At 42.1% G+C, this 14,088-nt stretch carries 15 protein-coding genes, 1 pseudogene and 1 riboswitch; of the genes and pseudogenes, 7 read left to right on the top strand and 9 right to left on the bottom strand.

Features of this window, described 5'->3' with window-relative positions; translation table 11 throughout:
- A pseudogene (locus UH38_RS18475) lies at positions 1 to 380 on the top strand (hypothetical protein); the annotation flags it as partial.
- Here UH38_RS18475 and UH38_RS18470 read toward each other — a convergent pair.
- Complete coding sequence (locus tag UH38_RS18470) at positions 366 to 1,364, bottom strand: Gfo/Idh/MocA family protein (protein WP_045056156.1); 999 nt, start codon at positions 1,362 to 1,364, stop codon at positions 366 to 368. The pseudogene UH38_RS18475 and the gene UH38_RS18470 overlap by 15 nt on opposite strands.
- Before the next feature lie 290 nt (positions 1,365 to 1,654).
- On the opposite strand from UH38_RS18470, the gene UH38_RS18465 reads away from it, so the two are divergent.
- Positions 1,655 to 1,954 (top strand): ferredoxin, encoded by a 300-nt coding sequence (locus UH38_RS18465; RefSeq protein WP_045056155.1) that lies wholly within the window; start codon positions 1,655 to 1,657, stop codon positions 1,952 to 1,954.
- 81 nt (positions 1,955 to 2,035) lie between these two features.
- On the opposite strand, the gene UH38_RS18460 is transcribed toward UH38_RS18465, so the two are convergent.
- Positions 2,036 to 3,640, bottom strand: a complete 1,605-nt coding sequence (locus tag UH38_RS18460) for a SpoIID/LytB domain-containing protein (RefSeq protein WP_045056154.1) — start codon at positions 3,638 to 3,640, stop codon at positions 2,036 to 2,038.
- Positions 3,641 to 3,755: 115 nt separating this feature from the next.
- On the opposite strand from UH38_RS18460, the gene UH38_RS18455 reads away from it, so the two are divergent.
- The 4 genes from UH38_RS18455 (at position 3,756) to UH38_RS18440 (ending at position 6,065) form a co-directional block, all read left to right on the top strand.
- The gene (locus UH38_RS18455; RefSeq protein WP_045056153.1) at positions 3,756 to 4,019 is read left to right on the top strand and encodes a ParB N-terminal domain-containing protein; all 264 of its coding nucleotides are present in this window, start codon (positions 3,756 to 3,758) and stop codon (positions 4,017 to 4,019) included.
- Positions 4,020 to 4,119: 100 nt separating this feature from the next.
- The gene (locus UH38_RS18450; RefSeq protein WP_045056152.1) at positions 4,120 to 4,611 is read left to right on the top strand and encodes a Dps family protein; all 492 of its coding nucleotides are present in this window, start codon (positions 4,120 to 4,122) and stop codon (positions 4,609 to 4,611) included.
- 147 nt (positions 4,612 to 4,758) lie between these two features.
- Positions 4,759 to 5,415, top strand: coding sequence for a helix-turn-helix domain-containing protein (locus UH38_RS18445; RefSeq protein ID WP_045056151.1), 657 nt, complete (start codon positions 4,759 to 4,761; stop codon positions 5,413 to 5,415).
- A 110-nt stretch (positions 5,416 to 5,525) separates the two neighbouring features.
- Complete coding sequence (locus UH38_RS18440; RefSeq protein ID WP_045056150.1) at positions 5,526 to 6,065, top strand: Dps family protein; 540 nt, start codon at positions 5,526 to 5,528, stop codon at positions 6,063 to 6,065.
- A gap of 61 nt (positions 6,066 to 6,126) precedes the next feature.
- On the opposite strand, the gene UH38_RS18435 is transcribed toward UH38_RS18440, so the two are convergent.
- The 7 genes from UH38_RS18435 to ntrB form a co-directional block, all read right to left on the bottom strand.
- Positions 6,127 to 7,293, bottom strand: a complete 1,167-nt coding sequence (locus tag UH38_RS18435; protein ID WP_045056149.1) for a PP2C family protein-serine/threonine phosphatase — start codon at positions 7,291 to 7,293, stop codon at positions 6,127 to 6,129.
- A 92-nt stretch (positions 7,294 to 7,385) separates the two neighbouring features.
- Entirely contained in the window at positions 7,386 to 8,156 is a 771-nt protein-coding gene (locus UH38_RS18430; protein ID WP_045056148.1) for a DUF1350 family protein, read from the bottom strand.
- Positions 8,157 to 8,350: 194 nt separating this feature from the next.
- Positions 8,351 to 8,797 carry an HNH endonuclease gene (locus UH38_RS18425; RefSeq protein ID WP_045056147.1) on the bottom strand — a complete coding sequence of 149 codons (447 nt, stop codon included), beginning with the start codon at positions 8,795 to 8,797 and terminating at the stop codon, positions 8,351 to 8,353.
- Between the two features lie 18 nt (positions 8,798 to 8,815).
- Positions 8,816 to 9,088 carry a hypothetical protein gene (locus UH38_RS18420; RefSeq protein ID WP_045056146.1) on the bottom strand — a complete coding sequence of 91 codons (273 nt, stop codon included), beginning with the start codon at positions 9,086 to 9,088 and terminating at the stop codon, positions 8,816 to 8,818.
- 66 nt (positions 9,089 to 9,154) lie between these two features.
- A complete protein-coding gene (locus UH38_RS18415; protein ID WP_045056145.1) occupies positions 9,155 to 9,991 on the bottom strand; it encodes an ABC transporter ATP-binding protein in 837 nt (278 codons plus the stop codon).
- Between the two features lie 31 nt (positions 9,992 to 10,022).
- Positions 10,023 to 11,429, bottom strand: coding sequence for an ABC transporter substrate-binding protein (locus UH38_RS18410; protein WP_045056144.1), 1,407 nt, complete (start codon positions 11,427 to 11,429; stop codon positions 10,023 to 10,025).
- A 113-nt stretch (positions 11,430 to 11,542) separates the two neighbouring features.
- A complete protein-coding gene (gene ntrB / locus UH38_RS18405) occupies positions 11,543 to 12,388 on the bottom strand; it encodes a nitrate ABC transporter permease (protein WP_045056143.1) in 846 nt (281 codons plus the stop codon).
- A gap of 94 nt (positions 12,389 to 12,482) precedes the next feature.
- Positions 12,483 to 12,658: riboswitch (cyclic di-AMP (ydaO/yuaA leader) on the bottom strand.
- A 205-nt stretch (positions 12,659 to 12,863) separates the two neighbouring features.
- On the opposite strand from ntrB, the gene UH38_RS18400 reads away from it, so the two are divergent.
- Positions 12,864 to 14,081, top strand: a complete 1,218-nt coding sequence (locus UH38_RS18400; RefSeq protein WP_045056142.1) for a sensor histidine kinase — start codon at positions 12,864 to 12,866, stop codon at positions 14,079 to 14,081.
- Positions 14,082 to 14,088: the final 7 nt, after the last annotated feature.

Here is a 14,088-nt window from a genome sequence, read left to right as displayed (position 1 = left end):
ATAGCAACGAATGGCAGGTGCAATTTGAGCAGCAATTAGCTGAGTCTACAAGAAATAGCAACGAATGGCAGGTGCAATTTGAGCAGCAATTAGCTGAGTCTACAAGAAATAGCAACGAATGGCAGGTACAATTTGAGCAGCAATTAGCAGCTAGCAACGATCGCTTAACTCGGATTGAGCAGATAGTAGAATCAAACAACCGTTTTTTAGAGTCTTTTAGTCAAGACATCAAAAATTACACTAATTCCATGAACAATATTGCAACTCGTATGGATGGCATAATTGCAACTAACAACCAAGATCGCCAAGATGTTAGTTCCAAGTTATCAAGGATTCAAAATCAAGTCAGCGCGATCGGCAAACACTTAGGAGCATTCTAAACTTACAGTTTGCCCAGTATCCGCAGAACGACGGGCTGCATCTGCAACTTTCAGGGCGTACAAGCTATCAGATGCACTGACATATAACTCGTCACCGTTAAGTAAATGATTTAATACCATATCGGTATCTTTAGCAAATAACCCGCGTCGCGTACCTACTTCGATTGGTGTTGTCCCTTCAGAATTAGTCAAAATCCCTTCTTCTTTATCAAAGACTAAGCCGCCTTTTTCGCCATCGACTGTAAACTTGCGCTCATCTTGCCAAATAGTTTCGCCTTTGCCATAAACTACTTCCGCTATTAAGCCCGAAGTAAATTTTAACTGAGTTGTGCAAAGACAAGCTTGATAATATTCCCCATCTGCACCCCAATAGCGATTTTGACAGCTTACTGTATCAACTGTGCCAAATAGATTCGTCAGGCGATGAATGCGCGATAATGCGCCACTGATGGGAAAACCAAACAATTCTTGATTGTAAGTCCATCGCCTCGGTGCTGGATACTGAGGATTGAGGGTACTGTAACGGGCATAAAATGGCGTGCCAATCTTGGCTATGTTTTGCTGCAAGGCTTGATGCAAACCGCCTAGTAATTCGATATGCTCTACGTGCAATAGTTTATTTTGGGCTTTAGCTAAAGCGATTAGTTCTTCTGCTTCTTGTAGGTCTAAAGATAAAGGATATTCGACTATTACGTGCTTACCGTGTTCTAAGGCTGTACGAGAAGTCGCTCCATGCTCCCTATTTACACTAGCAACTATGATTATATCTAAATCCGATCGCACTAATTCGCTTACAGATGGGAAGTCTTCTGCTTGATAAGTACGGCTAAATTCGGCTGTTTTCTCGGCTGTATGCCCTGCTACAGCCACTAACTGCGTTCTAGAGTCCTTCTGTAACGTCTCTGCTCTTAGCTTGGCTGCGTAACCAGTACCAACTATACCTACCTTAATTACGCTGTTGCCAGATGAGAAATTATCGCTCATTACTAATACCTATACTTTAATCGCAGCCAATTAGGGCTATTGTGTATTTTACCTATAGGTTTCGCTTATATATGCATGGATTTAAGTTGCTGTCATATAAGTATAAGTAATCAGAATAGGAAGGATAAATTCCATTACTAATTGCGTTCAATAACACAGTTAAAAGTAGGAATTTTTCCCGTAGTATCAAAGATGAAGCAAATTTAACAAACTAATTCGTTTTGATTAACGAATCTATTTGTTTGCTTTAGCAAAACTTATATGCCGTTTGAAAGAGAGGAACTACATAAATGGCAACTTACAAGGTAACTTTAATCAGCGAATCCGAAGGATTAAATCAAACGATTGAAGTTGATGACGATACCTACATTCTCGATGCGGCTGAGGAAGCTGGACTTGACCTACCCTATTCTTGCCGCGCTGGTGCTTGCTCTACCTGCGCTGGTAAAATTACAGCAGGTTCGGTCGATCAATCCGATCAGTCTTTCTTAGATGACGACCAAATCGAAGCTGGATACGTACTAACTTGCGTAGCTTACCCAAGCTCCGACTGCACAATCGAAACCCATAAAGAAGAAGAACTATACTAACCGATCGCATCGGTTGCATGGGATTAAAGGTTTTCAAGGCAGGAACGTCTTATTGAATAGTTCCTGCCTTTTATGCATCATTTAACGATTTGCTCTAGCGCTCAAAACTTGGATTTCTGTACCAGGATAATAAAAGTTCAAAATCCTCTTGCTCGACCAACCTAACGCCGATAAACGATAAGATCCTGTTTGGCTCAAGCCTACACCATGCCCAAAACCGCCGCCAACGAAGGCATAGCCCCATAAAGGATTGTCACCTTTTTTCACTGGTTCTAAATAAAACAGCGTGCTTCTAGGCGCAGAAAAGGCACTGCGAATGTCATCTTTGAGCAGATCGAATGTGCCGATATCTGTTTGGACTGTTAATCTAAGAATTCGTCCTCCTGGCGATCGCTCCACGACTTGCAAACCCTGCAACTGCTTAAACCTAGCTATCGGGCTTCTATTTACTTCTAAATATTTGCGTAAATCCTTAGTCAAATCTTCCATACTGCTTTGTTTGCGCCAGCGGAACATCTTCCAGCCCACTTCGTTAAATCCTTGCTTAGTATTTATAAAGCGCTGAAAGTTCTCTTCGTCTGCTAAACTTTGACGCGATAAATTCCATACACTCCCAGCAGAATCAATCACAGGCTGCAAGTACGGACGATCTTGCCCATTCCAAACATCGCTAAACTTGGCTGTTACCCCGCCTGTAGTAGATGAATATAGCGCGTCTACTAATTTATCTTCATAAGTTAACACTTGCCCTTTAGTTGCCGCGATCGCGCGATCGCTATTTGGTACTGCGCCGCTAAGTCCTTTATATACCTGACAGTGAATATCGGCACATAGTTCGTAGTTATCAATCGCAAAGCGACGCAGATTTCTCAAAGCATACGTCCGCGCGATAATGGCTTGTGCTTCTACTGCTGTATATGGTGCTTTTGCGCCTATCTCATTTGGTACTACGCCGCGCAAATAACTTTCTACATCAACATTATTAACTAGCGTATAACTGCCGTAGGCGTTGGGTTGCAAGCGCAAAGAGCCTGGATAAGTTACGCTTTGGCGATCGCCCTCTTTTTGACTAACTTTTACTAAATTCTTGCTAGTAGATATATCTAATACATTATTGCTGTAGCGTTTGCCGTTTACTATCCAACTAACTTTGGGAATTTCTTGCATAACTTGGCTATCTAAATAAGCTAGGCGATCGCCTTTAGCTTGCAAGCTACCCATCAATAATCTGCGTAATATCGGGGTTCTATATACATCTCTTTTTGCCCAAACTTGCCAGCGTTCCGGTTGCGCCACTTCTACTGGTATCCCCACAGCCCGCCATCTTTGGGCGCTTTCTTCGGCTGTCTCAAAGCTGCGAAATGTCCCCAAAACTACCCGCTCGGATAAGACGCTTTGCGGTAATGGTTGCATTGTTACTTCTAGCGTGACTTTACTCGCTTGCAACGTTTGTTTTGCTTGTGCAGGAAAACTTAGCGTTAAGCGATCGCCTGGTACTGCTTCTAACTGCAATTGCTCTGTTGGTTCGTCGCCAAAACGCTGTACTACGCCTACTTTAATTTCTTTTTCTGCTGGTTTAGCGATCGCCTTTGCTGATGCTGTTACCCCAAATATACATACAGGCGGCAGTATCAATAGACCCAATACCAAACTTCTCTTTCTTAAGGGGGATGTATTTTTTCTCATATAAGTATTCTCCTATATATTTCAAATTTCCTGACTAAATCGCGTTCAAAAGGTTGCAACATGAAGTCATAATGAGTATGATTTAGAAAGAGGGAAAACATAATGTAGCATCACTATGATAAAGGTACAAGAGATTCCGCTACAGCAGATTTATCGACCATTACCGCGAGAGAACGACCAAGACAAGGTTAAAGCGTTGATGGAGTCGATTGCCCAAATAGGGCAGCAAGAACCAATTGATGTATTAGAAGTAGATGGCAAGTATTACGGCTTTTCCGGCTGCCATCGATACGAAGCTTGTCAGCGTTTGGGCAAGGAAACAATTTTAGCTAGAGTGCGTAAAGCGCCGCGTGCTGTTTTAAAGATGCACATTGCTTAGACAGCGACCAGTTAGCGATTTACAACTAGAGTGTTTTAGGCAATATTAAAGGCATAAAACCGCCTGCTAAGTTAATTTTTAACGAAATTAGGAGAAATTCATGCAAGCTCAAGGTGTAGCATTTCCAGTCAATATCGGTATAGACGACGAAAACCGCAAGCAAATCGCCGAAGGGCTATCGCGCGTACTTGCCGATACTTATACGCTGTATCTCAAAACTCACAACTTCCATTGGAATGTTACAGGACCAATGTTTCAAACCTTGCATTTGATGTTTGAGACGCAGTACACAGAATTAGCGTTGGCTGTCGATTTGATTGCGGAGAGAATTAGAGCGCTAGGCTATCCCGCACCAGGAACTTACAGCGATTATGCCAAACTAAGCTCAATATCTGAAACTCCTGGCGTTCCTAAAGCAACAGAAATGATCCGCTTGCTAGTAGAAGGTCAAGAAGCTGTAGCTAGAACTGCTCGTTCTATTTTCCCAGTTGTAGACCAAGTAAACGACGAACCAACAGCCGACTTGTTGACTCAGCGGATGCAAGTACACGAAAAGAACGCTTGGATGCTAAGAAGTTTGTTAGAAGAGTAAGTTTCTGCCAGAAGGATGCAAAAATCACAACTAGGCTTAAATCAGTGACCAGGAGTTGGTGAGGAATGTTTATTCTCACCACCAATTAATGGGAGAATTAAACCCAATCAGTATGAAGCTAACAACTGGTCACTGGTCACTGTTTAAATGAGTCAAGTATCCGCACAAAATTTTACTCACCAACTGCAAAAACTAATGCAGGTGGTGGGTATTTCGAGCTTTAAAGCTTTAGCGCGTGCTGCTGGAGTCTCCGAACGGCAAATATTGAAGCTACGACGCGGAGATATCCAACAAATGCGTGTAGATACTCTCTTCAAACTTGCTGCGGCTTTGCAGATACCATTAACCGATTTACTAGCAAGCTTTTCCCAGTCAAAAAATACCACGCCCGCAAAAACAGGCGATCGCACTATCGATACTTTGAGGCAAGAGTATCAAAGGCTGCAATTACAGCTAGAACAACAGCGTCAGACGCTATTGCAGGAGTTTCAAAGCTTGAGTTTGCAAACCTTAGAGTCTTGGCTATTACAATGGCCCACAGCGGCTTTTAAAGTTCAAGAAAACCCGCAAATTAGCGCGACAAAGTTATTGCCCTTAATGCGCCCATTACAGCAATTATTGCAGCAATGGGGAGTTGAAGAAGTCGCCCAAGTAGGGGAAAAAGTACCCTATAACCCACAACTGCACCAACTTTTAGAGGGAGATGCCAAACCAGGTGAGATAGTGCTAGTGCGTTACACTGGATATCTGCAAGGCGATCGCTTGCTTTATCGTGCCAAAGTCAGTTTAGTTAGCAGCCAATAACTATTTCTCTCAATCTCAAATAACTGAACAATCTCCCCTTCGACTGATGTCTATGTGGGTGCTGATTTGTTCCACTGAAGTATAAAGTCAGAACCTAAAGCACAGGAATCATGCGTAAAATTAACATTGGTCTTTCCGAAGAACAAAGAGCAGGTGTCTGCGAATTATTGAACCGTGACTTAGCAGACGCTTATTTGGTATTAATTAAAACCAAGAAGTTTCACTGGGACGTAGTTGGTCCTCAGTTCCGCTCCTTACATCAATTGTGGGAAGAACAGTATCAAGCATTAACAACCAACATTGATGCATTAGCCGAGCGCGTCCGTACTTTGGGTAACTACCCTGTAGGCACAGCAGAAGATTTCTTAAAATATGCTTCTATTAAGGAGCAATCAAACAATATTCCCTTAGCTACGGAGATGGTATCTCAGCTAGTAGATGACCACGAGCAAATCATCCGCAATCTGCGCGATCATGTAGACCAATGCTCTGAGAAATTTAGCGATCAAGGTACAGCCGATTTCTTGACTGGCTTGATGGAGCAGCATGAAGAAATGGCTTGGATGTTGCGATCGTTCATTGAGGGTGAGTCCCTGATGTCTGATGGTGCAAAGCCCAGTGCAGAAAAAATTCCTGTAAAAATGAGCTAAATTAGTTTTAGTTTGACTGGGAGGAGGTAGAAACTTTCTACCTCCTTTTTGCTACTTGCAATTACCACTCAAAAGTCCTAGGTCTATTTGTATGCCCAGCAAATTTAACTTCTAAAATAGATAGATCGTCATCAAAAACTGTTTTGGAATTGAGAGTTAACAGACGCTCGATCACTTCATCTAAATTGCTACTTTCATTTTGATAAAAGTCTTGAATTAAATTAATAAAAGCATCTAAATCCCATTCAACTCCATTTTTAGAAGTAATTTCGTACGCGCCATCGCTAAATATATAAAGATTGCTAAATTCATCTACTTGGCAAAAACCATTAGTATATTGCGTTTCTGGAAACATTCCTACAGGCACGCCAGCAGTTTTTAAGAGCTTGACTTCAAGGTTATTTGCTGTTTTAGATAATAATAAGCCAGGTGGATGTCCGGCACTAGCATAAATTAGCTGGCGATTGATGCGGTTATAAACTCCATACCAAATTGTAAAATATTTATTATTGTGATAATTCATTTGAAACGTGTCATTCAACGCGTTCAAAACCTGATTTGGTTGGTAGTAATTCAAGCGCGGAATAGCACGAGAGCGAAGCAAGTTAAGCACAGAAATAGAAGGTAAAGTAGCTCCTAAACCATGTCCGGCTGTATCTAATAAGTACATGGCTAAATAGTCGCTATCTAGCCAATAATAATCAAAACAATCGCCACCAAGAGTTTTGCAAGGAATAAAGCGTGAATCGATCGCTATGGGTTGATGCATCGGCGCGGGAAGTAGCGATCGCACGTAATCTAGTGCTTCAGATAATTCTGTCTCCAACATTTGTTTTTGCACTTGCAAGTCGGAGCTCATTTGATACAACCGCAATCCGGCTCTGACTCGTGCTTTTAGCTCGTTTGGTTCTATTGGTTTAGCAATAAAGTCATCAGCGCCCGCATCTAATCCTTTGACAACATCTGCTACTGAGTCTAAGGAAGTCAAGACAATGAAAAATGTAGTAGATAGCTGAGGATCGGCTTTAATTTGACGGCAAACTTCTATCCCATCCATCTTAGGCATTAGCCAATCGCAGATAATTAGCGCTGGGGGCAACTTCTTTGCCTGCGCTAGTCCATCTTCACCGTTATTTGCTGTAATTACTTGATAACCTTGTTGTTCTAATATCTTTGTCAGCGTTAGCCGTGTTATTTCATCGTCATCAATAACTAAAATTTGCAACATGAGTCAGGAAAATTTTAATTACTTTCAGCAAAAAATAGCTGGATTTCTACCTTCTCAGCATACAATTTTATTAATTAGGCTGCTAAATATATTTACACGGTTGCCAAAGGTTTCAGCCACAAAATAATTGTCCGCTTGAGTTGATTGAGATCGCGGTAAACTTCTTGCTTAAACCACTGCCCTACAGCGTCAAAGGGTGTAAAGGTTGAGCCACTTTGCCACTTGACATCTTGACCTAATGGTGTTGTATGACTGCCATTAATAGTTTGGGCTGTAACCATATTGGGGAAACGTTGTTGCAGCAATTGACTTAAAGCCGCAGATTGGTCGAGGGTATCATTGCTAAATTTAATTAGCAAGTTGCGGCGAACGCTATACCGTTCTTGGACGAGGTTATTTGTTTCTACAGGAGAAGGAGTAAATTCGACTGCAAACGCAGGATGGTTTAATTGCTGAACCAAAGGAATAGCATCGCGGGCGGCGAAGTTGTTGAAGGAGATGAGAATATTACCTGCTCGTTCTACAGAAAATAGGCTGCCAATGAGGAGGTGCAGTTTGCAGCCCATACTATGACCTAAGCCGTAAATAGGTAAATACCGCCTCCGCAACAAAGACCTTGCATGGAGTTCGGCGACAGTGCGATCGAAGCTTTGCAGTACAGATAAAGCGATCGCACTATGATCGAGTGTATTGACAAACGGCGTAGCAACAACTGCAAAACCTTGTTCTGCGAGTTGTTCTAACAACCAACGATAAGTAAGATGGGGTGCAGTAGCGACAAATGCGCCCCCCAAAAAATGTACGATCCCGACCGGATGTCGGGGAATTAATACCCAATTGCCAGAGATTTCTTGCCAGTCCATACTTCAATTGTGACATTAAGCAAAGCCAATTGGCTGCCTAAAGTCAAAAGTAGGGTGCGTTTTGAAAACGCACCCTACAAGAGCAACGATCGCTACTTATCTTGTTACTCGTCGCTACCCTTGATGTGAAGTTATCCCTCATCATATTCGTTATTTAGCTCTTCATTAAGATGAGATCGCAGCTAGAGAAAACGTCAGCTTTCAATTGGGTCATTTGCTGGTGGATGCCGTTCAATTTCTCTATCCGCAGCACGAATATTCATCATCCTAGCTCGGTTAAAAGCTAATGCTGCAACTGTGGCGCGTCCTGTTGGTGTCAAGCCAATAATTAAAAGTGTATTTGTTGACCAAATAAAGTGTTCTGACCAACTATCTGTGCGCGGATTAAATAAAGGTACTTCCGATCGCGACTGTTCGTCAAAGGCAATCAGTTTAGCTGATTTTTGGCGATTGCAGTGAAAACAAGCCAGAGCTAAATTATCAATTGAATTAGTACCACCTTTGGTTAGAGGAATTACATGGTCTATAGTGAAGGCAACATATTGCCATTGTTCCGATGCGTGACAATACTCGCATAGAAACTTCGCTCTTTGTCGTACTTGATTTTGAGTTGCTTCACTAATGTAACGATTCGCAGACAAATATCTAATTCCTGACAACTAACTCTGATTTTGATTTAGAGATACATTTCTCATCGTCCGATTTACTAAACTCAGATAATCGTCTAATTCTTCATATTCATCTAATTCTTTTTCTTCCTCACAACTAAGGGCAGATTCGTTTTGTTTAGATAACAAAGCTTCAATTCGCTTCTGTACTAAGTTGGAGGCTCGAAATATCATTACTCCTTCTACTAGCTCAATGCGGACAGCACTATCTAAAGGTAAACTATTGGGCAAGCGTGATAATTTTAAAGGTAGATTGGTTGTCATGGTATCTGTCTCCAAATATCCAGTCTTCATTTTAGTAAGGTGCGTTTTGAAAACGCACCCTACAAGCTACTCATCTTGAGTAAAATTGCGATCGAGGAAGTCTAAAGCGTGGTTGCGTAAATCCATGTATTCTTTGGAGTTGCGGATAGCAGAGCGATCGCGCGGATGCTCGAAAGGCACAGTTAAAATCTCCCCAATATTAGCAGCAGGTCCGTTAGTCATCAAGACAATGCGATCGGACATATAAATTGCTTCATCGACATCATGGGTAATCATCATTACCGCTTGTCTGTGTTGTTCCCAAATATCGAGAACTTGACGCTGCAATTTGCCGCGAGTTAAGGCATCTAGCGCCCCAAATGGTTCGTCCATTAGCAACATCTTAGGACGAATAGCTAAAGCTCTAGCTATACCTACCCTTTGTTTCATCCCCCCAGATATTTCATCGGGATACTTATCTGCGGCGGCATTTAAATTCACCATTGCCAAGTGTTCGTTGACGATGCTAATTTTTTCGGCGCGGCTAGCATTTTTTAGGACTTCATCTACAGCTAACCGGATATTTTCGCGTACTGTCAGCCAAGGTAGTAAGGAATAGTGTTGAAACACCATCATCCTTTCCGCGCCAGGTTTGCGAATTTCTTTACCATCTAGGCGTACCGAACCAGAAGTAATTTTTTCTAAGCCAGCAACCATTTTTAGTAAGGTTGATTTACCACAGCCAGAGTGACCGATTACAGAAATATATTCATCTTCGGCAACTGTCAAGTTAACACCGTTAAGGACAACAAAATCTTTACCGTCAGGATTGCGATAAGACTTTACTAAGTCTTCTATCTCTAAAAATCCCGTACGGTTAGTGCTTGTAGTTTCAAAATTGCTGGGAAAAGTTGATTTAGCCATAATGGACTCCATAGTAGTAGTTTTGAGTTATTTAAGACATATAGAAAGACTGAGGACTGTTTGCTCTAATTTCAAAACTGTTGAGGTATTGAACGGGCTGACTGGGATCGAAGCCTTTTTTGTCGATGAAGACTTCGGGAGACTCTACTTTGAAATCTTCTTTAGGAGACTTAATTCCTAATTCGGCGGCGATTTCTCGGTATAAATCTGTTCTCCATCCTTGACTTGCTAACTTGTCGGCATCTTTGGGAAACTCTTTGATTTGTCCCCACCTTGCTGCTTGAGTCATTAGCCAAATACTACGCGATCGCCATAAAAATGTTGAGTGTTCTTCGCTTTGATGGGGAATATTGTCAGGCAGATCGAAGAAGATTGTTGTATCTAAAGATTTAACTATCCGCTTTTGCCCGTCAAATCCGCCATAATTATATTCGCCGACAATTCCTGGACGGGTAAATTTGGGCTTTGCGGCAGTAAACGAGCGCGCTGATATTAGTTTTGCTACTTCTTCGCGGTTTTCGCTCTTGCTGCAATATTGGCAAGCTTCAATCATGGCTTTGACTAACGAACGGTAAGTTTTGGGATATTGCTCGATAAAGCTTTCCATCACCGCTAACAACCGATCTGGATGCCCTAACCAAATTTCTTTACCTTGAGCAAAAGTAAAGCCTACACCTTCATTTCCAGTAATAGCGCGGGTGTTCCAAGGTTCTGCTACCATGTACGCCTGCATTGCCCCATTTCGCACGTTTGACACCATCTGCGGCGGTGGAATAATAATTACCCGAAACTCTTTTAACGGATCGACTCCCGCTGCTGCTGATAAATAGCGCACAAAGTATTCGTAAATAGCCGAACTTAAAACTACTGCCCAAACTCGCCTTTCTGCTGGCAACTTGTCGAAGTAATTTCTAAAATCGCGTCCAAATGCTTCCAAGTCGCCGTTATACTCTCGCCAAGGGCGCAAACCTGCATCCCACATTTCCCGATTCATAGTCATGGCGTTACCGTGACGGTGAATCGTCATTGCCGCACATAAGGGGGCGTGACGCGCTCCTTCAGCGCCGATTCTGGCATTGGTTACAGCCCCAGATACTACTGGTGCAGCATCAGTACGCCCGAAGATAACTCCGTCGCGCGAAGTTGCCCAGCTAGCTTCGCGGTTGAGTTTGACGTTTAGCCCGTACTTGCGAAAAAAACCTTTTTGCCAGGCGATCGCAAATGGCGCACAATCATTTACAGGAACGTACCCAACGGTAATATTTGGCTTTTCTAAGTCTTGAGAACGAACAACGGGTTTTACTGCTAAAGCTTCCTGGGTTAACCCTGTTGCCGATCGATCGCCGCTAATCGCACAAGATGATAGCGCTACGCCTGCGGCTGTAGCACCCATACTTTCTATGAATCTGCGTCGCGTCCAATTTGTACTTTCGTTCATAATGTGTGAGGAAGGTAAAAGGGAAATTCTCCCTTAAATCTGCATATTTTTAAGCAAATAGCTATTTTCCCTGCTATGTAGCTGGGTAAGGGCGATCGCTTTTGCTTTGTCAATTAAGTTGCAGGTTTTCTATGAGTTACCCAAGATTCAACTTTGCCAAGTGCAAAGTCGAGCAATAGCCCTGTTAACCCTATTACTAAGACGGCAAGAAATACGGAACTGAGGTTTAAGCGGTTCCATTCATCCCAGACGAAAAAGCCAATGCCAATCCCGCCTGTAAGCATCTCTACAGCAACAATTACTAGCCACGCAATTCCTAAACTAATTCTCAAGCCAGTAAAAATATAAGGCAAGCTAGCAGGCAAAATAATCTTGGTAATCCTTCTCCATTTGGGCATTTCCAAGACTCTTGCTACATCAATATAGTCTTGGGAAACGCTAGATACACCCAAGGCTGTATTAATAATAGTGGGCCACAGCGAAGTGATAAAAATTACAAAAATTGCTGATGGATCTGCCAAATTGAAAATAGCAAGAGCGATCGGTAACCAAGCTAAGGGTGATACAGGCTTAAATATTTGAATAATTGGGTTGATAGCTAGCATCGCTTGCTTAGACATCCCAATCAAAAAGCCTACAGGTATAGCCACAACTGCGCCCAACAAAAAGCCTAATAATACTCTTCTCAAACTTGCCAGTAATAACCAACCCAAGCCCAAATCTCCAGGTCCTCGACGGTAGAATGGGTTGAGAATATAGTCCATGTTGGCTGCTAGCGCCTCTGGAGGAGTTGGCATTACGTCATGGTGCAGTAAGGCAACTATCCACCATAAAACGATTATGCCCAAAAAACCGATGGCAGGCAGAATAATTACATCTCTGACAATTAACGGTTTAGCACGTTTCCAAGTTGCTTGTCCGGCAACTAAAATTGCCGCAATATTTAGCTGAAAAGTCATCGTCGGCTCCCCAGATTTTCAATCGGTTACAACAAAACCGAGCAGTACCAGCTAGGAACACTGATGACCAAACAATAGTTACAATGTCGATCTTTCAATCTCCTCTCCACGCTTACGAAGTTAGCTGACGGGCTAGGATTGAGAGATATCCCTCTATACTTAACCTATTGTACTAAAAAGCACTGGTAAAGTATAAATGCGCCCCTAATTTTGGTTCCTCCGTTCTAGACTCACCTTGAGGGGAAGTTCTAGATTAAGCTGACTTACTCAAATTTCTCCCAACTTATCACCAGCTTAGAGAATAGTCAATTGCTCGTTAGATATATATAAAATCAATAGTTTGCTCCAGTTTTCCGCAAATAGCAAAAAACAGCCATATTTATATCTTTTGATAGTGGAAACTTGTTTTTTGCCACTGCTACTGCTCAACTAAAATAGGCAGAGGGTGACTTTTAATTCTTTGGCGTAACTAAGGATGCTTGATTTTAATCAATTGCTGCTGGATAAAATAGATATAATAACTAGCGACTGGGTAACAGCCGTCCGCCAAGATCGGCAGATTGAAAGTGCTGACAAGCTAACGCGTACAGCTATCCAAAATCATATTGTCTTGGTATTGCAGGCAATGGCAACTGTAATTTCTAAGTATCAAGATAGCGAAATCCAGCCGATATTAGATGCAAGCTTGCATCATGGCGTTATCCGCGCCGAACAAGGCTTTGAACCAACAGAAATCGCTAGAGAATATCATCTACTGCGTCAAGTAATTTTTGCAATTTTAGAGACAGAGTTGCTCCAAGCACAAGCTATAGAAATAATCCGTGTTGTTCGGTTAATTGACGCTACTATAGATGAAGCGATCGCCCAATGTTTCAAAAGCTACGTAGACGAGCGATTGAGAGAATTAGACTTGGTGCAAAGTCACTTGCAATTAACTAATCAAGAATTGACGCGCTTAGTTAGAGCCAATCAAGATAATCTTTCTCACCTAGCCCACGAACTTAAAAATCCTTTAACTTCAATTATCGGCTACTCAGATTTATTCTTGCGTCAAGAACGCAAACGTACTGAAATTAAAGATACTTATACTAATCTCGAACATATAGAGCGAGTGCTACGTAATGGCAGGCATTTATTGAGTTTAGTCAATGATGCTTTAGAAGTGTCGCGCTACGAAGCTGGGGAAATGAAGTTGCAAGTAGTACCCACTAGCATCCACTTCTTAATTGATAATGTTGTAGAAATGCTAGAGCCAGCAGCGCGGGAAAAACAACTGTCAATGACCGTCAATTGCGATCGCGCTCCCGATGAAATTTTAACAGATGCCTTACGCTTGCAACAAATAATTACTAACTTAGTCAGCAACGCTATTCGTTATACCGAAAAAGGCAATATTCAGATCGCAAGTCAAACTATTAGCGATAAAGAGTGGGAGCTAATTGTTGCCGATACAGGAATTGGTATTACTGAAGAAGACCAAAAACTTGTTTTCGATCCTTACTATCGAGTAGGCGACAATAGTAGAGCCTATTTGCCTAATAGTACGGGATTGGGACTTGCGATTGTATCTCAACTAATACAACTACTACAAGGTAGATGCGAACTAACTTCGCAAGTTGGAGTCGGTTCTACCTTTAAAGTAATTTTTCCTTTATCAGTTAAAATAAACGGGCAAGTTGCTCAAGAGCAATAGCGATCGC

This window comes from Aliterella atlantica CENA595, from assembly GCF_000952155.1.
Lineage (GTDB): Bacteria > Cyanobacteriota > Cyanobacteriia > Cyanobacteriales > Chroococcidiopsidaceae > Aliterella > Aliterella atlantica.
The sequence above is the reverse complement of the archived record's forward strand: the minus strand, read 5'-3'. Positions and strand labels throughout refer to the sequence as shown.